Origin of the sequence: Comamonas testosteroni TK102 (genome assembly GCF_000739375.1) — a bacterium.
In the GTDB taxonomy this organism is placed as follows: domain Bacteria; phylum Pseudomonadota; class Gammaproteobacteria; order Burkholderiales; family Burkholderiaceae_C; genus Comamonas; species Comamonas brasiliensis.
On record NZ_CP006704.1, the window covers coordinates 4,191,544 to 4,214,764 of the forward strand.

At 63.5% G+C, this 23,221-nt stretch carries 21 protein-coding genes; 11 read left to right on the forward strand and 10 right to left on the reverse strand.

The window, feature by feature from the left end; genetic code table 11:
• Window positions 1-90 precede the first annotated feature (90 nt).
• Window positions 91-597 (reverse strand): DUF2242 domain-containing protein, encoded by a 507-nt coding sequence (locus O987_RS18945; protein ID WP_050785711.1) that lies wholly within the window; start codon window positions 595-597, stop codon window positions 91-93.
• Window positions 598-977: 380 nt separating this feature from the next.
• Between O987_RS18945 and O987_RS18950 the strand changes: the two genes are divergently transcribed.
• The gene (locus O987_RS18950) at window positions 978-1,811 is read left to right on the forward strand and encodes an META and DUF4377 domain-containing protein (protein WP_003053279.1); all 834 of its coding nucleotides are present in this window, start codon (window positions 978-980) and stop codon (window positions 1,809-1,811) included.
• 421 nt (window positions 1,812-2,232) lie between these two features.
• On the opposite strand, the gene O987_RS18955 is transcribed toward O987_RS18950, so the two are convergent.
• Window positions 2,233-2,580: a MoaF-related domain-containing protein gene (locus O987_RS18955; RefSeq protein ID WP_003053278.1), complete on the reverse strand. Its 348-nt coding sequence runs from the start codon at window positions 2,578-2,580 to the stop codon at window positions 2,233-2,235.
• Between the two features lie 344 nt (window positions 2,581-2,924).
• Between O987_RS18955 and O987_RS18960 the strand changes: the two genes are divergently transcribed.
• The gene (locus O987_RS18960) at window positions 2,925-4,220 is read left to right on the forward strand and encodes an MFS transporter (protein ID WP_043374039.1); all 1,296 of its coding nucleotides are present in this window, start codon (window positions 2,925-2,927) and stop codon (window positions 4,218-4,220) included.
• Window positions 4,221-4,321: 101 nt separating this feature from the next.
• Here O987_RS18960 and O987_RS18965 read toward each other — a convergent pair whose 3' ends face one another.
• Both O987_RS18965 and rarD read right to left on the reverse strand, forming a co-directional pair.
• Window positions 4,322-5,317, reverse strand: a complete 996-nt coding sequence (locus O987_RS18965) for a diaminopimelate dehydrogenase (protein ID WP_003053276.1) — start codon at window positions 5,315-5,317, stop codon at window positions 4,322-4,324.
• A gap of 81 nt (window positions 5,318-5,398) precedes the next feature.
• Window positions 5,399-6,289: an EamA family transporter RarD gene (rarD, locus tag O987_RS18970; protein ID WP_003053275.1), complete on the reverse strand. Its 891-nt coding sequence runs from the start codon at window positions 6,287-6,289 to the stop codon at window positions 5,399-5,401.
• Between the two features lie 200 nt (window positions 6,290-6,489).
• On the opposite strand from rarD, the gene O987_RS18975 reads away from it, so the two are divergent.
• Window positions 6,490-7,242 carry a pseudouridine synthase gene (locus tag O987_RS18975; protein WP_003053274.1) on the forward strand — a complete coding sequence of 251 codons (753 nt, stop codon included), beginning with the start codon at window positions 6,490-6,492 and terminating at the stop codon, window positions 7,240-7,242.
• A gap of 52 nt (window positions 7,243-7,294) precedes the next feature.
• Here O987_RS18975 and O987_RS18980 read toward each other — a convergent pair whose 3' ends face one another.
• The gene (locus O987_RS18980; protein ID WP_043374042.1) at window positions 7,295-8,314 is read right to left on the reverse strand and encodes a DHH family phosphoesterase; all 1,020 of its coding nucleotides are present in this window, start codon (window positions 8,312-8,314) and stop codon (window positions 7,295-7,297) included.
• 338 nt (window positions 8,315-8,652) lie between these two features.
• Here O987_RS18980 and O987_RS18985 point away from each other — a divergent pair, with 338 nt between their 5' ends.
• Window positions 8,653-9,852, forward strand: a complete 1,200-nt coding sequence (locus tag O987_RS18985) for a M20 aminoacylase family protein (RefSeq protein ID WP_043374045.1) — start codon at window positions 8,653-8,655, stop codon at window positions 9,850-9,852.
• 61 nt (window positions 9,853-9,913) lie between these two features.
• Here O987_RS18985 and O987_RS18990 read toward each other — a convergent pair whose 3' ends face one another.
• Both O987_RS18990 and ylqF read right to left on the reverse strand, forming a co-directional pair.
• Window positions 9,914-12,199, reverse strand: coding sequence for a putative bifunctional diguanylate cyclase/phosphodiesterase (locus tag O987_RS18990; RefSeq protein WP_043374046.1), 2,286 nt, complete (start codon window positions 12,197-12,199; stop codon window positions 9,914-9,916).
• A gap of 159 nt (window positions 12,200-12,358) precedes the next feature.
• Window positions 12,359-13,306 (reverse strand): ribosome biogenesis GTPase YlqF, encoded by a 948-nt coding sequence (gene ylqF, locus O987_RS18995; RefSeq protein ID WP_043374048.1) that lies wholly within the window; start codon window positions 13,304-13,306, stop codon window positions 12,359-12,361.
• A gap of 123 nt (window positions 13,307-13,429) precedes the next feature.
• Here ylqF and O987_RS19000 point away from each other — a divergent pair, with 123 nt between their 5' ends.
• Window positions 13,430-13,654, forward strand: coding sequence for a hypothetical protein (locus tag O987_RS19000; RefSeq protein WP_003053269.1), 225 nt, complete (start codon window positions 13,430-13,432; stop codon window positions 13,652-13,654).
• Complete coding sequence (locus O987_RS19005) at window positions 13,651-13,869, forward strand: oxidoreductase-like domain-containing protein (RefSeq protein ID WP_003053268.1); 219 nt, start codon at window positions 13,651-13,653, stop codon at window positions 13,867-13,869. Before O987_RS19000 ends, O987_RS19005 begins: the two co-directional genes overlap by 4 nt.
• Before the next feature lie 17 nt (window positions 13,870-13,886).
• Here the strand turns inward: O987_RS19005 and O987_RS19010 are convergent, their stop codons facing one another.
• The 3 genes from O987_RS19010 to O987_RS19020 form a co-directional block, all read right to left on the reverse strand.
• Window positions 13,887-15,548 (reverse strand): methyl-accepting chemotaxis protein, encoded by a 1,662-nt coding sequence (locus O987_RS19010; RefSeq protein WP_043376660.1) that lies wholly within the window; start codon window positions 15,546-15,548, stop codon window positions 13,887-13,889.
• Between the two features lie 154 nt (window positions 15,549-15,702).
• Complete coding sequence (gshA, locus tag O987_RS19015) at window positions 15,703-17,229, reverse strand: glutamate--cysteine ligase (protein ID WP_003053266.1); 1,527 nt, start codon at window positions 17,227-17,229, stop codon at window positions 15,703-15,705.
• Between the two features lie 317 nt (window positions 17,230-17,546).
• Entirely contained in the window at window positions 17,547-18,458 is a 912-nt protein-coding gene (locus O987_RS19020; RefSeq protein WP_043374050.1) for an SDR family NAD(P)-dependent oxidoreductase, read from the reverse strand.
• Window positions 18,459-19,010: 552 nt separating this feature from the next.
• On the opposite strand from O987_RS19020, the gene O987_RS19025 reads away from it, so the two are divergent.
• The 5 genes from O987_RS19025 (at window position 19,011) to O987_RS19045 (ending at window position 23,214) form a co-directional block, all read left to right on the forward strand.
• Window positions 19,011-19,316 carry a 2Fe-2S iron-sulfur cluster-binding protein gene (locus tag O987_RS19025; RefSeq protein ID WP_043374053.1) on the forward strand — a complete coding sequence of 102 codons (306 nt, stop codon included), beginning with the start codon at window positions 19,011-19,013 and terminating at the stop codon, window positions 19,314-19,316.
• Window positions 19,317-19,674: 358 nt separating this feature from the next.
• The gene (gene ribBA / locus O987_RS19030) at window positions 19,675-20,796 is read left to right on the forward strand and encodes a bifunctional 3,4-dihydroxy-2-butanone-4-phosphate synthase/GTP cyclohydrolase II (protein WP_003053263.1); all 1,122 of its coding nucleotides are present in this window, start codon (window positions 19,675-19,677) and stop codon (window positions 20,794-20,796) included.
• 15 nt (window positions 20,797-20,811) lie between these two features.
• Window positions 20,812-21,285, forward strand: coding sequence for a 6,7-dimethyl-8-ribityllumazine synthase (ribH, locus tag O987_RS19035; RefSeq protein ID WP_003053262.1), 474 nt, complete (start codon window positions 20,812-20,814; stop codon window positions 21,283-21,285).
• Window positions 21,278-21,814 carry a transcription antitermination factor NusB gene (nusB, locus tag O987_RS19040; protein WP_003053261.1) on the forward strand — a complete coding sequence of 179 codons (537 nt, stop codon included), beginning with the start codon at window positions 21,278-21,280 and terminating at the stop codon, window positions 21,812-21,814. Before ribH ends, nusB begins: the two co-directional genes overlap by 8 nt.
• Window positions 21,815-22,020: 206 nt before the next feature.
• A complete protein-coding gene (locus tag O987_RS19045; protein WP_200879565.1) occupies window positions 22,021-23,214 on the forward strand; it encodes a pyridoxal phosphate-dependent aminotransferase in 1,194 nt (397 codons plus the stop codon).
• Window positions 23,215-23,221: the final 7 nt, after the last annotated feature.

The following is a 23,221-nucleotide window of genomic DNA, read 5'->3' on the forward strand; positions in this document are numbered from 1 at the left end:
CGGCTCCCGGAGCCGCTTTTGACTATTTTGCTATCAAATCAGGACATAAAACGCTTACCTACAAAGCGCTACAGACCGATTTAATCGAAACTATGGCGCATCCTGATCCTGCTTCAGATAGTTCTCCACCAGCTCGAAAAAACTGTCGTAGAAGCTGCGCTTGGAAATGGTCTCGCTGCCTACCTTGACCAGTGAATCGTTGCTGGAAGAAAACGGCAGCGAAAGCGACCCCAGAGCGCTTACGCCCACGCTGGCCGAGGTTGCGCTCTTCTTGAGCGAATAGCGATCCTGCAGCGCTGTCGCGAAACCCAGGCTGACCAGACCGTCGCTGGTCTGCGGCACGCAGACCACACGGAAATTGATTTCCAGGTTGGTCTCTGTATTGGGCTGGAAGTTCTTGCGCCCTTCGATTAGCTCCTGCGTCCTGGCCGTGGCGATATAGCCCTGGCTCAGCAAGGCGCGGCGCGCAGCCTCGCAGGTCTGTGCCGGTGTCGCATCAAAGCCGCGGGAGAAGGTAGAACTGGAGTCGAAAGTCTCCTGCACCGGCATCTGCTGCGGTGCAGTGGCCGAGCAGGCGCCCAGCAGTCCCGCCAACATGCCAACAGCACCCAACCGCCCCCAATTCAGACCGAACAAAGCAACACCACCTAAGCGCACAGAAACTCCTTGATGCCCGGACCATATTCTCTTCAACAGCCCAAGCTTCGAAGCGTAGCAGCTTGGCAAAGGCTAATTTGACGAAGCGCTGTCTAGCCGTACGGATTTTTGCGATCTTTACCGGGCTTTCATCCTTCTGGTTTTGCCACTCCCGTCAGCGAGCTGCATTTGTTGACACTCTGAGGCCATGGAACCTCCAAACAATGACCAAGGTTGGGTTAAGGTCAGATACAACCCGCAGGGAACTGATATGGTCAGCCAGACTCTTTAAGTGCTGACACGGTTTGCCGTATTCCTCCATTCCCCAAAAAGGAAACCCTATGAAATTTCGCTGGACCTGGTGCCTTCCCCTTGTTGCTTCCATGACGCTCGCCGCCTGCGGTACGACAGGCGGCGGCGGTGCAGGCAAACCCGGCCCCTCCGGCCCTACAGGCCCCGCAGGTGATGCCACATCGCTGACCGCCTATCACTGGAAGCTGCAGCAGGCCTACACGCCTGCCGGCAATGAGGACCAGAGCTGGTTCCTGAGCTCCAGCCAGGCCCCCATCGAGCTGGACTTTGTGGACCAGCGCGTCGTCGTCAAGAATCTGTGCAACGTCATCTCGTCGGCCTACAGCATCGAAGGCCAGCGCATCAATCTGCAACGCGGCATGAGCACCTTGCGTGCCTGCAACGACAACCAGCTGATGATGCTGGAGCAGCAGGTCGCGCGCATTCTGCCCACGGCCAAGCAGTGGAACGTGCAGCTCGGCGGCTCCGCCGCAGAGCAGCCTCGCCTGACGCTGCAGTTCATCGACGGCACGCGCTGGCAGCTCAACGGCAAGCCCACCGCCCAGACCCAATACGGCAGCGCGCCCGAGCGCATCTTTCTGGAAGTGGCCCCCGAGCGCAAGGCCTGCAGCCATGGCGTGATCAAGGACTACCAATGCCTGCAGGTGCGTGAAATCCGCTATGGCGACAACGGCGTCAAGACCTATACCGGTCAGTGGGAAAACTTCTACAGCGAGATCGAAGGCTACAAGCATGAAGCCGGCGTGAGCAATGTGCTGCGCATCAACCGCTTCAAGCGCCAGAACGTGCCCGCCGACGCATCGAGCTATGTCTATGTGCTGGACATGGTGGTGTCTTCGGCCATCGCCGACAAGCGCAAATAAGCCAGAACTCTGGCACCGAAAAGCCGGCCATGGTGCCGGCTTTTTTGCATTCTCATGCGCCGATGTTTCACGCCCCACGCGCATCCATCACGGTTTGCTGCCGGATGCGATTTTCGTTTGGCCATAGCCACTTAGAGTGGCATTGCCTGAACGCAACCGCTCGGCAAGCACGATGGCAGGTTATGCCCAGCGACTGTGGAGCCGCCTGTGGACAAACCTCGGGAAAACGGGGCAAAGCCGCACCGGCGCTAGCTTGGGCCGCAGCGATCAAAAAATACGCAGCGTCCGGTGGTCCTTTGATGTTTCACGGACAAAAAACCGACATCGTTCGGATGTCGGCAAGAGAGGAAGACACTGACCTCTCACACACTCTTCGAGCTGAGCCCTGCCTGCGCTGCATGCCGGGCAGGAGCCGGCAGATTCAACGCAGGCGGAAGCGGCCTTCGACAAACATGGAGGAACGATGACCGGATTCGCACTGGTTGTCGGCATAGGACCAGAAGGCCTGCACCGTGCCTTTGGCCGAATCGATGACCTGGCTTACCGTGAAGCCGGTTTTCTCGATCCAGTTCAGAAAATGCAGATGGTCGCTGAGTTGCAGATAGCTGAGATTCTCGCAACCCTCGGAGATATGCCCCTGCGAGTCCACCACGCGCCAGCGCATCTGCCCGCTGGCGGTGTAGCGGACCTGGGCCTGACTGTCCGGGAATTCAATGACTGCTTCGCGGCCCAGAAGAGTTCCTGCGTATTGCATCGAAAGCATGGACATGATGTCACTCCTTGAGAGAAAGCTTCGCTATTCATAAAGCAAAACCGTTTGCGTGAAGCTATGATGACTCCGCGCCGTTTTTTTGCGTGTGGGAAAGTGACTCATGCCTTCGTCGGTAAACATTTTTTGACAAACAAGGCTTCTCTCCTGCACGGCTTGACGGCCAATCCGCAGCCTGATTGCCGGATACGAACTGCAGCAGGGGTGAATGCTCATGGCGGGCACAAGTTGTGCAGAAAACAAGGCGATCGCGCATACTCGGCCCTCTGACCTTTCTGGTCGCCGAGGCAGGAAGCCCGCCCAGGCCGTCCCCAGCCTCCCCGGCCGCATTCACGGATCTCACCTTGTCCAGCCCCGTCCCACCCTGCGTCCCCCAGGCCTCCACCGTTGCGCCCTTGCGCGACCCCGCTTTTGTCAATTTCGTGCTGGCACGCATGCTGGCCATGTTTGCCCAGCAGATGCAGGCCGTGGTGGTGGCCTGGCAGGTCTACGACATCACACGCGAGCCGCTGTCTCTGGCCTATGTGGGGCTGGCGCAGTTCCTGCCCATGGCGGGCCTGCTGATTCCCGCCGGTGACCTCAGCGACCGCATGAGCCGCAAACGCCTGCTCGGCATCAGCTGGCTGGTGGCTGCGGTGTGCTCGGGACTGCTGTGGCTGCTGGCCGAGAGCGGAGCGCACGATGTGCACTGGATCTACGCCGTGCTGGTGCTGTTTGGCTGCAGCCGGGCGTTCAGCGGACCAGCGCTGCAAAGCCTGCTGCCGCAGATCGTCGCCCGCGAGCAGCTGGCCAAGGCCCTGGCCACCAACAGCATGCTGATGCGCATCTCGGCGATTGCCGCTCCCGTGCTGGGCGGCCTGCTCTATGCACTCGGTGGCGGCGTGCTGACCTATGCGGTCTGCGGCATCGCCCTGATTCTGGGCGCGGTCCTGCTGAGCCAGGTCCCCGTGCGCTTTGCCAGCCCCAGGATCGGCATCGACGGGCAAACCACCATGTGGCAGCGCTTTGCCGAAGGCCTGCATTTCATGCGCACCCGCCCCATCATTCTGGGCACCATCTCGCTTGATCTGTTTGCCGTGCTACTGGGCGGCGTGGTGGCATTACTGCCCGTCTATGCACACGAGGTGCTGCAGGTCGGCCCGCAAGGTCTGGGCCTGCTGCGCTCCTCGATGGCCGCGGGCGAGGTCTGCATGGGCCTGTGGCTGGCGTCTCGTCCCATCAACCGCCGCGTGGGCAAGGTGATGTTTGCGGCCGTGGCCGTGTTCGGACTGGCCAATCTGGTGTTTGCGCTCTCGCACTGGTTTGTGCTGTCCATGCTGGCCCTGGCCGTGGCCGGTGCAGCCGATATGGTCAGCGTCTATATCCGAGGCGCACTGGTGCAGTTTTCCACGCCCGACCATATGCGCGGCCGCGTGAATGCGGTGAACATGCTGTTCATCGGCTCGTCCAACGAACTCGGCGAGTTCCGCGCGGGCAGCAGCGCCTCCTGGTTCGGCGCCGTTCCTGCCGCCATTCTGGGCAGTCTGTGCACGCTGGGCGTGGTGGGCGGCTGGATGACGCTGTTCAAGCCGCTGCGCGATGTGGACAGGCTAGAGGATGCCGCACGCGTGAGCGGTGTCGCCGGCCCCGCAGCCACTTGAACCAGACTGGCTGACGGCGATTCATTGATCGGCGTTGCAGCCTGTTCCCATCAAAAAAGCCTCGCCGATGTCGCGAGGCTTTTTTTCAGGGCTGCAGGGGTTTACAGCAGCTCGGCGCGCAGCTGGTCGGCGCTCTTGGGCGAGAGCAGACCGGGGGCCACGTCAAACACGGTCTTGCCGCCGTGCTGGCCGCTCTGGGCCATGCGGTGCACGGCACGGGCATAGGCCACCAGCACGCTGGAAGTGAACTCGGGGTTGCTGTCCAGCTGAAGACGGTATTCGATGACCTGCCTGTTCTCGGCACTGGTGTTGCCGCTGCGGATCACAAAGCCGCCATGGGGCATGCGGGCATGGTCGCGGGCCAGTTCCTCCGCACTGATGAAGTGGACCGTGGTGTCGTACTGGTCGAAGTAGTGAGGCATTTCCACGATGGTCTTGCGCACGGCCTCGGCATCGGCCCCCTGCTTGAGCACCACATGGCATTCACGCTGGTGCTTTTCGCGGGTGGACAGTTCGGGGCGCACGCCGGAGCGCACCTTGTCGACCGCCTCCTGCACGGGGATGGTGTACTGCACGCCACCGGCCACGCCTTCCACGCGGCGGATGGCATCGGAATGGCCCTGGCTCAGGCCCTTGCCCCAGAAGGTGTAGGTGGCGCCGTCAGGCAGCAGGGCTTCGCCGAGCACACGGTTGATGGAGAACATGCCCGGGTCCCAGCCGGCCGAGATCAGGGCCGTGCACTGTCCGCCCCGGGCAGCCTTGTCCACATTGGCAAAGTGCTCGGGGATGCGGGCATGGGTGTCAAAGCTGTCGACCAGATTGAAATGGGCTGCCAGCTCGGGCGCCTGCGTGGGCAGATCGTCCTTGGAGCCGCCGCAGAGAATCAGCACGTCGACCTGGCCTTTGTGCGACAGCAAGGCGTCCATGGAGTGCACGGACGTGCCTGCATCCAGGGGCTTGAGTCCGGAAGGGTCGCGTCGGGTGTAAATCCCCTTGAGCTGCATATCGGGGTTCCTGGCGACAGCAGCTTCCACGCCGCGGCCCAGATTGCCGTAACCGACGATAGCAACGCGGATAGGGGATGGGGTCGATGCCATGACGAGCAGTTCCTTCAAAGAAAACAAAGCTTCCATTATTGCCCTGCGATGCACCAATCTGGGGCAACAACTCCGGCACTCTCAGTCCGATGTGTGTGAACGCCCACGCCATGAATGCAGCAGGCCGTCGAGGATCAGCAGGCCCACGGCGGCAAAGATCAGCGCGTAGCTGGTCTGCTGCTGCGGCTCCATGCTCTCGCCCAGCAGCCAGGCCACCACGACCAGCAGGACGGGTTCCACATAGGACAGCAGTCCGAACAGACCCAGCGGCAGCCAGCGACTGGCAATCATGTACAGCGCCAGCGCCACGGCGCTGACCATGCCCAGCAAGGGCAGCAGGGCCCATAGCATCGGATGGCCCGCCACCAGCGGCCAGCTGCCGGGCGCACGCAACGTGAAGCCGACGGCCACCGGCACCAGCAGGGCCATGTCGATCCAATGACCGGCCAAGGTATCGGTCTGCAGCCAGCGACGCAGCGAGAAATACACCGTGTAACCCAGCGCCACCACCCAGGTCTCCCAGGACATGCCGCCCGCCTGCCAGAACTCGTGTGCCACGCCCGCAGCCGCCACCAGCGTGGCAAGGCCCTGGCCGGGCGTCAGGCGCTCGGCAAACAGCAAGCGCCCGGCCACGACCATCACCAGCGGCAGCAGGAAATAGCCCAGCGACACCGGCAGCGCACGCCCGTTCATGGGTGCCCACATGAAAATCCAGAGCTGCACGCCCAGCAGCGCCGAGCTCAGCACCAGCAGCAGTCCAAAGCGGGGCTGGGCCAGGGCTCGCGCCAGCAAGGCGCGTACCGCCGCCACCTCCTTGAGAGCGAACAGCAGGGCCGTGGTGAAGGGCAGCGTCACCAGCACGCGCCAGCCAAAGATCTGCTCGCCATCGAGCGGGGCGAGAAAAGGCGAGAGGTAATACAGCGAAGCGAACAGCACGGACGCGAGTACCGAAACCACCACGCCCTTGAACATCACAGACACAAGATCAAGCCTCCAATTGGCTGCCAGCCCTGATCCGTCATGCGCTGGCAGCAGTCCCCAAAAATGGGCCGGCGTCGAGCGGCCCGCACCGATTCTCGGCCAAGGCGCGGCCTGCCTTCAGGCAGACCCTCGTCAGCAAAGCTTTGCGCTGTGCGCTAGAGTGCGGCTCGCCCTGTACTGCTGCCCTCTTCATGCCCGACGCCGCCCACAATCCCTTTTTGCATATCCTCTGGCAGGACGAGCATCTGGTCGCGGTCTACAAACCCGCCGGCTGGCTGGTGCACCGCACAGGGCTGGATGCGCACGAGACCCGCTTTGTCATGCAGACGCTGCGTGACCAGCTGGGCCGCCATGTCTGGCCCGTGCACCGGCTGGACAAGGGCACTTGCGGCGTGCTGCTCATGGCGCTGAACAAGGAAGCGGCCCAGGCCCTGGCGGCCCGCTTTGCAGCCCATGAAACCCGCAAGGAATATCGGGCCCTGGTGCGCGGCTGGCTGCCCGAAGTGGTGGAAGTCGATCATCCCCTCAAGCCCGACGATGCGCCCGAGGATGCTCCTGTGCAGGAGGCGCACACGCGCCTGCGCTGTCTGGCACGCCTGTCCTGGCCCGAAAGCTGGGACGGCCGGCACCCCGAGACCCGCATCAGTCTGGTCGAGGCCCTGCCCACCACGGGCCGCCGACACCAGATCCGCCGCCACCTCAAGCATGTGGCCCACCCCATCATCGGCGACGCCACCCACGGCAAGGGTCCGCTGAACCGCTGGTGGGCCGAACGCCTGGGTCAGCAGCGGCTGTGGCTGCATGCCAGGGCACTGGAGATCGCCCACCCTGTGAGCGGCCAGCTCCTGCGCTTCGAGGCCGACTGGTCCGCCCTGCCCCAGGTACAGGAAGCGCAGGACTGGCAAAAGCTGCTGGCCCTGCCGGGCTGGCAGCCAAGGCCATAAAAATAGCTTTCAGCCCTTATATATCAATCACTGACAGCTATTATTTTTGCAATCACTCAGACTTGGGCGTGGCACGAACCCACTTGCCTTCCTCGTCGAACTGCAGGCTGGGTGCGGCCACAAACTCGTATTGCGCCTCGGGATCGGCCTTGAGCTCGCCCTGCAGCAACTCCACCAGACGCTCGTTGCCCATCTTGAAGCCACAGGCCTGGGCGTGACCACCACCGCCTAAGCTCTCGGCCAGAGGAATGCAGTTGAACTCCGAGCGCGAGCGCAGGCCCACCTTGGTGCCCTTGTGATTGGCATGCCACATCAGCGCAAAGCTGCCGCTCTGGCGCGCCAGCAGGTCGCCCACCTGGCTATGGAACATGCCGGGGCAGTTGACCATCAGGCCCTGCCTGCCGTTGAACACCAGTACCTGGGCGCCGTCGGCGATATCGGCGCAGAGCTTCTGGAATTTCTCGTCCATGGCACCGCCGCGGGCCATGTAGACGGCTTCCTGCTCGGGCGTGAAGGCCGCGATCTCGGCCCAGCGCTCGAAGCTGCGCACGGGCTCCATGTCCAGGGCGGCCAGAAAGGCCGCACTTTCGGGGAACTCCCATTTCCAGATGTCGCGGTCCTCAATGTAGCGGATCAGGCCGGGCACGGGCTTGTCGGCCTGGAAAAACTCCCAGGCCAGGCGTGCGCCGGACTTGTTCATATCGAAATGGATCACGCCGCACTGGCACTGGTAGCCGCTGAGCTTCTCGGCCGCGCTCTTGTGGTGGTCCAGCACCACGAGCTTGGCCACGCGCGACTCGATATCGGCCATCAGTGCGGGCTCGAAGGCGAAGTCCAGCACATAGACGGCGCGGCCGGCCAGCTCGCCCAGGTCGTCGGCCGTCTGAATCTCGCCGTGGTCCAGGCCGCGAAACTCGGCCTGACCTTCATAGAACAGCCAGGCCGCCAGCGCCGCGCCAAAACCGTCGGGGCAGCGACGGCCATGGTAGAGGATGAGGGGATTGGGATCGTTGCGATCGGGACGCACCAGCAGCTGCTGGAACAGGGAGATTTTGGCGTTCTGTGCGGTCATAAGCCCGTATTTTCGCCGTTTGCGCCCGGGCAGGCTGCTGCGCAGGACATTGCCGCTGCATCAGACCGCTGCTAGAGCCGCTGCCCGGGCCCGCCAAAACAGGTCTGACGGGACATTCGCCCCCGAGCGCCACAGAGATCGGGCCTGGTGAGTCACCGCTTGCTTTTTTCTCGGTTAGCACAAACGCTGAAATCCCTGATTTCGGTATCTACCTAAGCCCCCACTCCTCGCGTACGCCTATGATGGGGGTCTTGCTATTGAAATGCTGCGGTCACCGGCAGGCCCGCGACGCTTGCCTGCCACGACAGTTACAGCGCTGGGTGCTCCGCGGCCCCTGTATGCGATCTACACCCGATATCACTCCTCACCTCGGTACGCTGCTCAGTTTTCGCCGCGACCTGCATGCCAATCCTGAGCTCAAGTACGAAGAGCACCGCACCGGCGACAAGGTCGCGGCATACCTCACGGCCCTGGGCCTGACCGTGCATCGTGGCCTGGGCCAGACTGGCGTCGTCGCCAGCATCTACGGCAAGGGCCGCAGCAAGGACAACCCCGGTCGCAGCATCGGCATCCGCGCCGACATGGATGCCCTGCCCGTCACGGAAATCAACTCCTTCGAGCACATCAGCCAGAACAAGGGCCGCATGCATGCCTGCGGCCACGACGGTCACACCACCATGCTGCTGGGAGCCGCCACCACGCTGTCGCAGCAGCCCGACTTTGACGGCACGGTGCACCTGATCTTCCAGCCCGGCGAAGAAGGCGGTGCCGGCGCCAAGGCCATGATGGATGACGGCCTGTTCGAGAAATTCCCCTGCGAGGCCGTGTTTGCGCTGCACAACTGGCCCTCGCTGCCGGCCGGCCAGATGGCCGTGCGTGTCGGCCCCATCATGGCCTCCACCCTGCGCTTCCAGATCAAGGTGCACGGCAAGGGCGGCCACGCCGCCATGCCCCACACCACGCTGGACCCGATTCCCGTGGCCTGCGCCATCGTCAGCCAGCTGCAGACCCTGGTCTCACGCAGCACCGACCCCCTGGATTCGGCCGTGCTCACCGTAGGCAAGATCACCAGCGGCACCGTGGAAAACATCATTCCCGATGACGCCATCATCGCCGGCACCGTGCGCACCCTGAAGAAGGAAACGCGCGAGATGTTCATTGAAGGCATCAAGCGCATCAGCGAGCATGTGGCCGCTGCCCACCAGTGCAGCGCCGAGTTCACGCTGCGCCCCGGCTCCTATCCCAACACCACCAACCATGCCCGCGAAGCCAAGTTCATGGCCACCGTGATGCGCGAGGCAGTGGGTGAGGACAAGGCCTTTGACGACGTCTTGCCCGCCATGACCTCGGAGGACTTCGGCTTCATGCTCGAGGCCGTGCCCGGTGCCTATGGCTGGATCGGCAACGGTCCTGCCAACGGCCAACCCGGCGTGAGCCTGCACAATCCGGCCTACGACTTCAACGATGACAACATCGGCCGCGGCTCCCGGTTCTGGGATCTGCTGGCGCGTCGCTACTTCGAGCAGCCGGCAGCCTGATCACGGCCAGCCACGCCATTCATCGCTGAAAGCCCTCAACCAGCAATGGTTGCGGGCTTTTTCACGTCTTGACATCCGTATCGGGCTCACCCAGTACCTCGACCTGCCAGCGCTGCTGCGGCATGGGCATCCCGAGCAGCATGCCCTGCAGCACGATGTCCGGGTTCCATCGCGTCAGCTGCAGCGCCTGCTCGGACAGCTCCACGCCTTCGGCCACCACGCGCAGCTGCAAGCGGTGCGCCACCAGCAGCATGGCCTCCACCAGAGCTGCGTCCTTTTCGGAGCGATGGCTGCCGCTGACGAAGCTCCTGTCGATCTTGAGCTCCTGGATCGGCAGATGCTGCAGGCTGTACATGCTGGAATAGCCGGTGCCGAAGTCATCGAGAGAGATCTCTATGCCCAGGCCGCGCAAGGCCAGCATGCGCCGGCGCGCCTGGTCCAGATCCCGCAGCAAGGTGCCTTCGGTGATCTCCAGCGTCAGCTGGCGCGCATTGGCACCGGTCTCCCTCAGTATCTTGTCCAGCGTGGCCATGAAGTCCTCATGCCCGAACTGCTGGGCGCTGACGTTGACCGACAGACGCAGACCGCGCTCTGCCATTGCCGGTCTCGCCAGCAGCGTACAGGCCTGACGCAGCACCCAGTCACCCAGACGCACGATGAGCTCGGACTCCTCGGCCACCGGAATGAACTCTCCCGGACTGACCAGCCCCCACTCAGGATGCTGCCAGCGCACCAGCGCCTCGGCGCCCACACAGCGGCCGCGCGCATCGGTCTGGCTCTGCAGATAAAGGCGCAGCTCGCCCTGGGAGATGCCGTGGTACAGATCCTTGGCAATGCGCACGCGCCGGTAAACATCCTGAGCCATGCGCGGCTCGAACAGGACCACGCTGCCCGGCCCGCCCTGCTTGGCCTCATGCAGAGCCACGCTGGCAAAGCGCAGCACGTCATGGCTGTTGCCGCCCTTGAGGGCCGGCTCCAGCACCGCGCCGCCTATGCAGCAGCTGACAAACTCGGTCTCGATCCAGCTGTTGAGGGAAAACGGCTTCTGCAAGGCCTTCTTCAAGGTCAGCGCGTACTGCTGCAGCTGCTCCTCCACGCCCTGGGCATGCTTGTGCAGGCTATCGAAAACGATGGCGAATTCCGCAGCCGCGATACGCGCAATCCAGGCATCGTCAGGCAGCGCCTCGACCAGTCTGGCCCCCATGGCCTGCACCAGCTCGTCGCTGTGCTGCATGCCATGCACATCGTTGAAAACGGAAAAGCGATCCACATCCAGAAGCAGCAGGCCATGGCAGGCATCCTGGCGGGCCAGGTTCAGCTCGCGCAGATGCAAGGTCAGCGAATGGCGGTTGGGCAGGCCCGTGAGCGGGTCCAGATAGACCAGGTCATGGATGCGGCGCTCGGCCAGCACGCGCTCGGAGAGATCGCGCTTGAGCTCCACATAGTTGACGACCTCGCCCTGCGGCGTACGAATCGGTGTCACCAGCACCGATTCGCGCAAGGCCTCGCCCTTGCTCGTGCGATTGGTCATCTCGCCGCGCCACAGCGTGCCCGTGGCCAGTTGCTTGAGCGCGCGCTGACGATGACTGCGGTCCATGCCCATGGTAGAGACCAGCTCGGTCGACTGGCCGAGGACCTGTTCGCGCGCATAGCCCGAGCGGCTCAGAAAGGCCTCGTTGACATACACGACCTTCAACTGGGGATCGGTGATGACGATGCTCTCCGGGTTCTGCTCGACCGCCCGGTAGAACTTGCGCAGCTCGTTCTGGCTGGCCTCCAGTGCCGCCAGCGTTTCCATGCTTTTCTGCACGCGTCGTCCCAGGCTGGCCCTGGCCTGCAGGCAAATGATGAGCACCAGCATCATCATGCCCACCACATGGATCAGTGCCAGCAGGTGCTCGGTTGCCGACAGCGCCGCAGCCGGCATGCCGATCTGGGGCGCCAGCCACCACAGGGCGGCGACGACCAAGGTGGACAGGCCCAGCATCGCCAGGGCGGCACGCGTGCCCTGCACCCAGACCGCGACCACCAGCCAGGCTGGGAAAGCCATCACGGCGGGCCCGTAAAGCCCTCCCGCGTGCCAGGCCCAGAGCAGGCTCAGCAGCCAGTTTCCCCAGACAAAACAGGACACGGCCCAGGCCCATTTCCTGGTCTTGGCCAGCCCCATGCACAGCAGCGACAGCAGCATGACGCCGCCGGACAGCACCAGATCCACGTCATCCACCGCGGGTGCCAGCAACCAGACCAGACTCATCATGGCGCCCAGGACCCACATCCAGAGACAGCCCAGCCACACCATGCGACGCATGGGCAACCGGTATCTGGTCTCGACAAAATGACGCCGCATGCAAGCCCTTTAGCATTCAGACTGGATGATGAATGCTAGGGGCAGTTGCCAATTAGTTCAATCGCCCTGGCAAGTCTGATTCAGAAAATCTGTACGCTAGGCCAGCCTGCCCAATGCCATCTGCCTGCGCCGCCCGGGGGCCGGGCGTTAGCCGCAAGCTCAGGGCTGCCGGCGGCGCGCGCTTCGGCGCGCCTTGGTCTGGGCGTCCTTTCTGGCCTGGCGCTCCGCATCCTTTTGCTGGCCCTCGGCAAGCCAGGCCTCAAATTCGGCTGGTGTCTCCAGCGTGATGCGGCCAATGCTCACATCGCGGAAGTCCGTCAGCACCAGCTCGGCCGCCTTTTGCAGATTCACGCGGCCGCCGCTCATCACGGCACCGCGCTTCTTGCCGATCAGCGTCAGCAACTCATCGTCGTGCAGTGCAGCGATCTCCTGGGCCGAAATGCCCAGCTTGTAGCGCGCCTCCAGCATGGGGGCATAGTGCTTCTGCAGATACAGCAGCAGCTCCAGCGCCACCAGGTCTTCGTCATAGGCATTGCGCCCCACGGCACCGCTGGCAGCCAGGTTGTAGCCGCTTTTCTCCACGATGATGCGCGGCCACAGCATGCCCGGCGTGTCCCAGAGGTAGAAATCGTCGGCCAGCACGATGCGCTGCTCCAGCTTGGTCACACCGGCCTCGTTGCCGGTCTTGGCCTGGGTCTTGCCGCTCATGGAGTTGATCAGCGTGGACTTGCCCACATTGGGCACGCCGCAGATCAGCACGCGCATGGGCTTGGCCAGACCGCCGCGCGCGGGCGCCAGCAGCTTGCACTGCTCGATCAGGCGCTTGGTGGGCGCCGGCTCCGAGGCGTCCAGCCCAATGGCGCGGGTCTCGCTCTGGGCGTTGTACCAGTCCATCCAGGCCTTGGTCTGTACCGGATCGGCCATGTCCTGCTTGTTGAGTATCTTCAGGCGCGGCTTGTGGCCCGTCATCTCCTGCAGCAGGGGATTGGCGCTGGAGCCAGGCAGGCGCGCATCCAGAACCTCGATGACCACATCGATTTCCTTGACGCGCTCCGTGATGGCCTGACGCGTCAGATGCATGTGACCGGGAAACCATTGGATGGCCATAGCGCAGATCTTTCTTGTTGTGCGGGGTGTGGGCACGCAATCGGCACAAACACCCTTTTATGTCGGTGAATTCAGGCGCGCAAGGATAATCTGCCTCTGCCTTTCTGACCTGTCCGCTCGCTTATGCCCCTGCCATCCGCCCCCCAAAAGCCCAAATCGCGCAACGAAATCCTGATCAAAGGCCTGACGATTGCGCTGATCGGCATCATCATCTTGCTGGCTCCGGTGTTCAAGCCCGAAAGCGGCATCGCCCAGCTGTTTGCCCAGTCCCACATCGTGGGCTGGTTCGCCCTGGTGCTGGGTCTGGCATTCATAGCCCAGTTTCTCTGGGTTCGCTTCAGGAAATGAGCGATGCGGCCCTGCTGCAGCCGCTGACCCAGGCTCGCAGCCAGATCGCGCTCTGGCAGCAGCGCGCCGCGGCAGCGGAGGTGACGCTGCGCCAGCCGCCACCCGAGCCCACGAGCTGCTGCGGGCGCGGTTGCAACGGCTGCGTCTGGGAAGGCTATTACGGTGCGCTGTCTTTCTGGCTGGAGGATGCGTCCGAAGCCCTGAGCGCAGGCTGAAACCAGGCTGCCGGAACTTATGCCGTTTCGGCTTCCAGCGCAGGCAGGGTGCGCGGATGAGCCTCATCTTTCATAGCATCATCATCGAAATCGATATCGACGATCTCGTTGCCCAGCGACTGGTAGCTGACCCGGAAACGCCCTGCCCCGGCCTCCAGTCGCTGCGCCTGATGGAATAGCTCGCGCGCCGCCGCACTGGACTCCGCCACCAGACCCGCGTTCTGGCTGGTCATATGGTCCAGGGCCTGCACCGCCTCGCTGATCCGGGCAATGCCCTGGTTCTGCGCCTGGGCCGCCTCAGTGATCGATGCGATCAGACCGCTGACCGTGCGCACATCGCGCACGATATGCTCCATGCGCTGACCGGCCTGCAGCGCCAGTGTCTGGCCCGACTTCATCTGCCGGGTGGAATGGTCCATCAGCTGGCGGATCTGCTTGGCCGCTTCGGCACTGCGCTGGGCCAGCTCGCGCACCTCGGCTGCCACCACGGCAAAGCCGCGGCCCTGGGTTCCGGCCCGCGCCGCCTCCACTGCAGCGTTCAGCGCCAGGATATTGGTCTGGAAGGCAATTCCGTCTATCACTCCCACAATGGCGGCCACCTGCTGGCTGCTCTGGGCCATGTGCTCCATGTTGCGCACCACCTCCTGCACCACGCTGCCGCCGCTGGCCGCCGCCTCGGCAGCGCTGCGCGCACTCTGGTCGGCATGGCGCGCACTGTCGGCAGAATGGGTGACCAGGGTGACCATGTTTTCTATGCTGCTGACCGTGGCCTTGAGCTGCTCTGCCGCATGGGCCGTGCGATCGGAGAGGTCGCTATTGTCCTGCGCCATCTGGCTGGATGCAGCGGCCACGGCTTCCACGCCGCCCTGCACCTCGCCCACCAGACCCCGTAGCTGACGCGTCATCAGCGCCAGCGACTGCATGAGCCGACCCAGCTCGTCGCTGCGCCCCGTTGACGGTGGCGTAAAACTCAGATCGCCTGCCGCAATGGTCTGCGCCAGCTGTACGGCCTCGCTCAGGGGAGTGGTGATGGAGCGAATCGTCGCCAGCGACAGCAGTGCTCCTACCAGACCCATGAACAGGCCCACACCCATGGCCATGCGCTTGGCGACAGCGGTTTGCTCGCGCCCCTGCTGCTCGGCATCCAGGCGCTGCTGCTGCTGGGCCTCGACAAAGGCATCCTGGGCCTGGACATAGCGCCTGGAGGCCGGGATCAGTTGCTCGTCCACCAGCTTCTGCGCCTCCCAGGCCTTGCCCAGGTCGCGCGCCTGATAGGCCTCTTCATAGATATCGAGCACGGCCTTGCGCTCCTGCTCCACCTTGGTCAGCCCGCCCCGATCCACCTCGGTCTGCGCATCGGCCCGCACCTGCTGCTGCAGACCTGCGGCCTGCTGCATCAACCCGCGCGCTTTCTGCGAGAGCTGAGCGATCAGATGCTCTTCCGACGAGAGCACGCTGGCCAGCGCTGCCTCCACACTCTGCAGTGTCAGCGCCTGCCAGCGCAGTGCTAGATTGATGCGCTTGTCCGTGGCCTGAACGGCTGCGCTGACCCGCTGCTCCACATTCTGCAAATAGCCGAACAGGCCGCCTGCCACCAGCACATTGCACAGCAACAGCCCCAGGAACAAGGCCCACATCTTGCGAGCCACCGAAAGGTTCTGGAATTTCTTCAACAACATGAGCACACCGCCGATCAAGCGCGGAGCGCAGCGCCCCGCCGACCGTTACGATATGAAACAAAGATGACAAGGCTGTGACATCGCCGCTGCAGCAAGAAGAAAAGCGCTTGCAGCCCAAAGGCCACAAGCGCTTTCAGCTATCGAATTCAGAGAGTCAGCGCAGGCTGGCCGGGTCCATATAGCGCTGGCGCCACTCTTCGAACGTCATGGTGTCGGCGGCCTCGATGGCCTGCTGTGCAATCACCGACTCCTGGCTCATCTGCTCGTAGCGCGCCTGCTGCTCGGCCGTCCAGGGCATGGCCAGCAAGGCATCGCGCGCCTTGGCGGACTGCGTGGTCATGAAGTCGATGAAATGGTTGTCATAGGCACCGGTGAGCTCCTGCAGCACATGGGCCGAGGGCGTGGACTGCGCGTCCTGCACGCGGGCCAGGGCCTGCTCCAGAGCGGCGCTGTAGTCGCCCGTGCCATGCGCGGCATCCAGCGCCTGGGCATAGGGACGGCATTGCTCCAGCACTTCCTGCGCCCATTCGGTCAGCAGCACCTGCTGGCCGTTGCGCACCAGCGTCAGGCCCGGCTCCCGGCCCTGCTCGGCAGCCAGATGCTGGTTGTGCTTGAGGTCGGCTATTTCCTGGGGCGTGTCATCGGGGCTGTCACTGTGCAGGCAGTGCAGGAGGAAGACGTCGATCATGCGCATGGTGGCCGGGGCGATGCCCACGGTTTCATAAGGATCGATGTCCATGAGCCGCACTTCCACATATTCCACGCCACGCTCGCGCAGCGCATGCAGCGGGCGCTCGCCGCTCTTGACGGTGCGCTTGGGGCGGATGGTGCCGTAGAACTCGTTCTCGATCTGCAACAGACCCGTACCCAGCTGGTTGTAGTCGCCCCCGGGGTTTCTCACGCCCAGTTGCTCGTAGGCCGGGTAGGGACGGGTCAGTGCCTCATGCAGCGAGTCCGCATAGCCCTCGAGTCCGTTGTAGCTGACATTGATGCTGGACTGCGCATCGCTCTGATAGCCCAGTCGCCCCATGCGCAGCGATGTGGCATAGGGCAGATACAGTGCGTTCCTGCCGTCGCCCAGCGGCTGCAGGCGATGCTCGCGCCCTTCCACAAAGCAGGGACACAGCGCAGGAGAGGCCCCGTACAGGTACAGCAGCACAAAGGCGTTGCGGCGGAAGTTGCGGATCAGCGCAAAGTACTGGTCGCTGCTCACGCCGGGCAGCGACCAGTTGTAATGAATCCCCGAGATGGTCTGCATGCGGCGGCCATAGCGGTGCCCCAGCCCCATGCGGTAGACGCTCTTGGAGCGACCCGAGTGCGAGCCGCCATAGCGGCCCAGCGGAATCGTCTCGTCCGTGGGCAGCCGGCAGGGCATGCTGGCGTTCCACATCAGCTCGCCGCTTTCGCTGAGGTTGCGCAGCACGAACTGATGGACTTCGGTCAGCTCGTCCAGGCATTCCTCGACCCCCAGGCGCGCGCCGGTGATGAGTTCCAGCTGGGACTCGCTGTAATCGGTGGTGATGTGCGGGTGCGTGAGAGCCGAGCCCAGTTCCGCGGGGTGCGGCGTCAGGGCCAGCGAGCCCGTGGCCAGTGCCCGCAGTCCCTCTTTCTCGATGCCGCGACGAATGCCCAGCAGCCTATCGGCGGTGGGCATATTCACGGCGGCCTGCGATGTCTTCATTGTTTTTACCTTCTTAGTGAAGACGCTGACGACAAACCTCGTCTGCCCAATCGCGCCCAGACGGCGAATGATAGAGAAACAAGGCGCAACGCGAAGGCGGCTGGCCGCTTAACCACGTTTTTCGGCCTGTTGAGCTGCTACAAGCCCGTGGCTGCTCCAGAAATTTGTCAGGTTAACCGAAGCCCTGGCATGAGCACATGCTCACTCCCAAACGGAAAAAGCCCTCGCGGGAGGGCTTTTTTCAGCTGTGCTAATCGCAGCTGGCAGCCGTCGCCGCCACCGGCACGGGGTAAAAAATGCCGCGAGCTTGGCTTTGATCAATGTCCATGCGCTTTCATGGCCTTGCCCACTTCCACCTGCCCCTGGACGGCACCGCTGGCCGGCACCTGCTGGCCCTCGCTGGCCGTGACTTCGGCCAGGCGCGCGGCCAGCTCCTCGGGAACGGTCTCGCCCATGCCCAGATAAATGCCCTCGGTCATGGTGATGTGCGCGGCCTCGAAACCGCCGGCACCGGCGCAGACAATGGTGCGCGTGGGTGCGCCCTCGTGCGCCAGCACCAGCATGGCGGGCACCACGGCCTCCGGCTTCAAGGCTTCCAGCACCGGCTCGGGCAGCAGGCCCGCCGTCATGCGTGTGGCCGCCGTGGGGGCCAGCGCGTTGACCCGGATATTGTGCTTGGCGCCTTCGATGGCCAGCGTCTGCATCAGCCCCACCTGGGCCAGCTTGGCCGCGCCATAGTTGGCCTGGCCGAAATTGCCATAGAGACCCGTCGACGAGGTCGTCATCACGATGCGGCCATAGCTCTGCTCCTGCATATAGGGCCAGACGGCCTTGCAGCAGTTGGCCGCGCCCATCAGGTGCACGTCGACCACCAGGCGGAAGTCCGCCATGTCCATCTTGGCAAAGCTCTTGTCACGCAGAATGCCGGCGTTGTTGACCAGAATGTCCACGCGCCCCCAGGCCGTGATGGCCTGCTTGACCATGGCCTGCACGGCTTCGAAGTCGGTCACGGAGGCCGCGTTGGCAATCGCCTCGCCGCCAGCCGCACGGATTTCATCCACCACCTGCTGCGCCGCCGTATCCGAGCCGCCCGAGCCGTCCACCGCGCCGCCCAGATCGTTGACCACCACCTTGGCGCCGCGCCTGGCCAGGGCCAGCGCGTGCAGACGCCCCAGACCGCCGCCCGCTCCCGTCACGATGGCCACACGACCTTGAAAATCCATTGCCATGATGTCTAGCTCCTTGCTTGTGCATTGATGCAATCACTTTAAGCGCCCATGCTGCAGCGCAACGTAGCGTTTGCGACTGCCTGCGGGTAAGTCTGGAGAATGCTATCAATCCGGAAGCTTTTACCGCAATCAGTCAATTGGTTTCAATATTAAAACTATTCAAACTTCAACATTTGTATGCGCTACAAGCTCTTTTATCAATAGCAAACATAGGTCATCCACAAGCGACGGGCTTTTCCCCAATTTTTCTCAACAAGCCTGTGGACAAGCCTGAATAGCTTTTGCAGCAATGTTTCAAGCACTTGATTTGCATGGAGTTTTGCAAACTGCCTGTTTTTTGATCAGACCACCGCCGACAGATGGCCACTTATCCCGTCCTACGCTGGACATCCTTGTGAACAACTGCACCTTCCCCATGAATAAGTCAGGCAAGTCGTTGATTTCTAACGGCACATTATCCAGCGCTGAAAAAACAGGCAATCCGCACCGGGCCCACGGCCTTGGCAAACCGGCTACAACAACGGGTTTTGCAAAGAATCACCACAGCGCCTCATGTCCAACGCCTCTGCTTTTGCCCCTCCCTTCTTCATCGCCAAGTGCGAGCCCAGCGGCCAGCAGGTCGACGCCTGGGCCGATCAGTCCCTGCTGGACTCGCTGGAGAGCGGCGGCGTGAACTGGCCCAGCTCCTGCCGCAACGGCACCTGCCGCACCTGCATGGGACAGCTGGTATCGGGCAGCGTGCACTACGACATCGAATGGCCGGGCGTGACGAGCGAGGAGCAGGCCGAAGGCTACGTACTGCCCTGCTGCGCCTATCCCGACAGCGATGTGGTGCTCAAGGATCATGAGTATCTGTAAGCCACTCTGAGCCGCCTCGCCGCTTCCCCCGAGGGGGACGGCATCATTGCTGGGGCAGGCATCCTCCGGGGCGGCTCTCGCTGGACGCCACGCATTGGAACTGCGTCCGGTTCTTGCACTGCATCATGGTTTCAGGGTCGGCTCGCGCGCTCAAAGCCCGCTCTGCAATAGAATGAGCGCTTTCCGCAAGGCCTTGCCCTGCAGAAAGCGGCTCCGCCCAGGCGGCCCCCGCCTCACACGTTCTTTGGAAGTCCTGCCTGCGCCCGTGGCGGCGTCGGCAATGCCTCACTGGTGCGTGTCATGCGCCAGCCGCCGACTGCAGTGCATCGCATCCAGTTCACGTCCAAGAAGGCATTCCATGAACAGCTCCCTCCAACCCGTGCCCATCTCGCCCGTCGAAGAAATCGTGGCGGAAATGCGTGCCGGCCGCATGGTCGTGCTCGTTGACGAAGAGGACCGTGAGAACGAAGGCGATCTGGTTCTGGCGTCCGACCATGTCACAGCGGAGGCCATCAACTTCATGGCCCGCTTCGGCCGTGGCCTGATCTGCCTGACGCTGACCCGCGAGCGCTGCGAATTCCTCAAGCTGCCGCCCATGGCCGCGCGCAACGGCACCGTGTACAGCACGGCCTTCACCATCTCCATCGAAGCCGCCGAAGGCGTGACCACCGGCATCTCGGCCGCCGACCGCGCGCGCACCATCCAGGTGGCCGTGAACAAGAACAGCCAGCCCAGCGATCTGGTGCAACCCGGCCATATCTTCCCGCTGCAGGCCGTGGACGGCGGCGTACTCATGCGCGCCGGCCATACCGAAGCCGGTTGCGATCTGGCCGCGCTGGCAGGCTGCACGCCCTCGGCCGTGATCTGCGAGATCATGAAGGACGACGGCACCATGGCCCGCCTGCCCGATCTGCAGCTGTTCTGCGCCGAGCATGGCATCAAGATCGGCACGATTGCCGACCTCATCGAATACCGCAGCCGCAACGAATCCCTGCTGCAGAAAGTGGGCAGCCGCCCCATGCAGACGGCCCATGGCGAATTCATCGCCCATGCCTTCCGCGACGTGCCCAGCGGCTCCGTGCACCTGGCACTGGTCAAGGGCGAATGGCAGCCAGACACCACCGTGCCCGTGCGCGTGCACGAGCCGCTGTCAGTGCTCGATGCGCTCGAAACCGGCCGCAACCAGCATTCCTGGTGCCTGGACGAAAGCCTCAAGTACATCAACGGCAATGGCCAGGGCGTGGCCGTGCTGCTCAACTGCAGCGAATCCGGCGAGCAGTTGCTGACCCAGTTCGAAGGCAAGGCCCGTTCGGCCCAGGCGCCGGAGCGCGGCCGCATGGACCTGCGCACCTATGGCGTGGGCGCGCAAATCCTGCGCGAGCTGGGCGTGAGCAAGATGCAGCTCATGGGCCAGCCCCGCCGCATGCCCAGCATGGCGGGCTACGGCCTGGAAATCACGGGTTACATCCCCAAGGAATAAGAGACGGAACACCAGATGCAAAACGCAGAAAAAGGCCAAGGCCAAAACCTGAACGGCGCCGGACTGAAGATCGGCATCGTGCAGGCACGCTTCAACGAAAGCATTACCAACACCCTGTTTGCCTCCTGCCGCGACGAGCTGCTGGCACTGGGTGTGAAGACCGAGAACATCGACCATGTCACCGTCCCCGGCGCACTCGAAGTGCCCGTGGCGCTGCAGACACTGGCCGACACCGATCAGTACGACGCCCTGGTGGCGCTGGGCTGCATCATCCGTGGGGAGACATACCACTTCGAGCTGGTAGCCAACGAATCGGGTGCAGGCGTGACACGCCTGAGCCTGGACTACCGGCTGCCGATCGCCAACGCGATCATCACCACTGAAAACATGGAGCAGGCCATCGCCCGCCAAGTCGAGAAGGGCCGCGACGCAGCCCGCGTCGCCGTGGAAATGGCCAATCTGCTCAACTCCTACGACGATCATGAGTGAAGAACAATCCAGCGAGTCCGGCTCGCGCCGCCCACCCCAGAAGCGCACCGGCCTGACCAGCACCGGCGCACGCAAGGCGGGCTCCAAGTCCAACCGCAGCCGCGCACGCGAATTCGCACTGCAAGGTCTGTATCAGCACATCGTGGGCCGCAATGCGGTGCTCGACATCGATCGCTTCACGCGCGATCTGGCCGGCTTTCACAAGGCCGACGTGGTGCACTACGACGCGCTGCTGCGCGGCTGCGTGGAAAACGAGGTCTCCCTGGATGCGCTGATCACGCCCAAGCTCGATCGCGGTCTGACCGAGATCTCGCCCATCGAACATGCCTGCATGTGGATTGGCGTGTACGAGTTCCAGAACTGCCCTGACGTGCCCTGGCGCGTGGTGCTCAACGAGTGCATCGAGCTGGCCAAGGAATTTGGCGGCACCGACGGTCACAAGTATGTCAACGCGGTGCTCAACGGGCTGGCTCCCGACCTGCGTGCCACCGAAGTGGCGCATGACCGCGCCAACAAGTCTGCCAGCTGAAGCGCTTGACCTGCAGGGCCGCGCCTGCACGGCCCTGCTGCCGCTGCATGCATAGTCAAAGCAAACACTGCAACAGGGCCGCTGGTGCTATCGTGCACCCGCTGGCTGGTTGCAGTTTTTTTATGGGCGCAAAGCTGCTGCAGCGCACGCCCTGCAGTTGCCCGATTGCTCCCGAACGCTGATTGATTGAAAGAATAACGTCGTCCATGTCCGTCATCGAGCTTTCCCGCCGCGCCCAACGCATCGAGCCTTTCTACGTCATGGAAATGGCCAAGCACGCGCAGGAAGTGGCCCGCCAGTCCAGCGCCAGCGGCACGCCCATGATCTACCTGAACATCGGCGAGCCGGACTTCAGCGCCCCGCCCCTGGTTCAGGAAGCGGCTGAGCGCGCCATCCGCGGCGGCCGCACGCAATACACCCAGGCTCCGGGCCTGCCCGAGCTGCGCGAGCGCATCAGCGCCTGGTACGCCAGCCGCTTCGGCGTGGACGTGCCGGCGCGCCGCATCATCATCACGGCCGGCGCCTCGGCTGCGCTGCAGCTGGCCTGCCTGGCGCTGATCGACGAGGGCGACGAGGTGCTGATGCCCGATCCCAGCTACCCCTGCAACCGCCACTTTGTCTCGGCGGCCGAAGGCAAGCCGGTGCTGATCCCCTCCTCGGCTGCGGAGCGCTTCCAGCTCAGCGCCGCCAAGGTCGAAGCGGCCTGGGGCGAGCGCACACGCGGCGTGATGCTGGCTTCGCCTTCCAACCCTACGGGCACCTCGATTGCTCCCGATGAGCTGCGCCGTATCCACGACGTCGTGCGCGCCAAAGGCGGGTTGACCATCGTCGATGAAATCTATCTGGGCCTGTCCTACGACGAAGCCTTCGGCCAATCGGCCCTGAAGCTGGGCGATGACATCATCTCCATCAACAGCTTCAGCAAATACTTCAACATGACGGGCTGGCGCCTGGGCTGGATGGTGGTGCCGGAGTCCCTGGTCGCGCCGATCGAGATGCTGGCCCAGCATCTGTTCATCTGCGCCAGCACCGTGTCGCAATATGCGGCCCTGGCCTGCTTCGAGCCTGAAAGCATCGCCGAATACGAGCGTCGCCGCGCCGAGTTCAAGGCCCGCCGCGACTACTTCATCCCGGCTCTCGAATCGATTGGCCTGCCCGTGCCCGTCAAGCCCGACGGCGCCTTCTACGCCTGGGCCGACTGCCGCGCTGCCGCCGAAAAGCTCGGCGTCAGGGGCAGCTGGGACTTTGCCTATGCGCTGATGAACCAGGCTCACCTGGCCATCACCCCCGGCCGCGACTTCGGTCAGGCCGAGACGGCAAACTATGTGCGCTTTTCCACTGCCAACTCCATGGAGCAGCTGCAGGAAGCCATTGCTCGCATGAAAAAGCTCTTCTGCTGAATCCGTG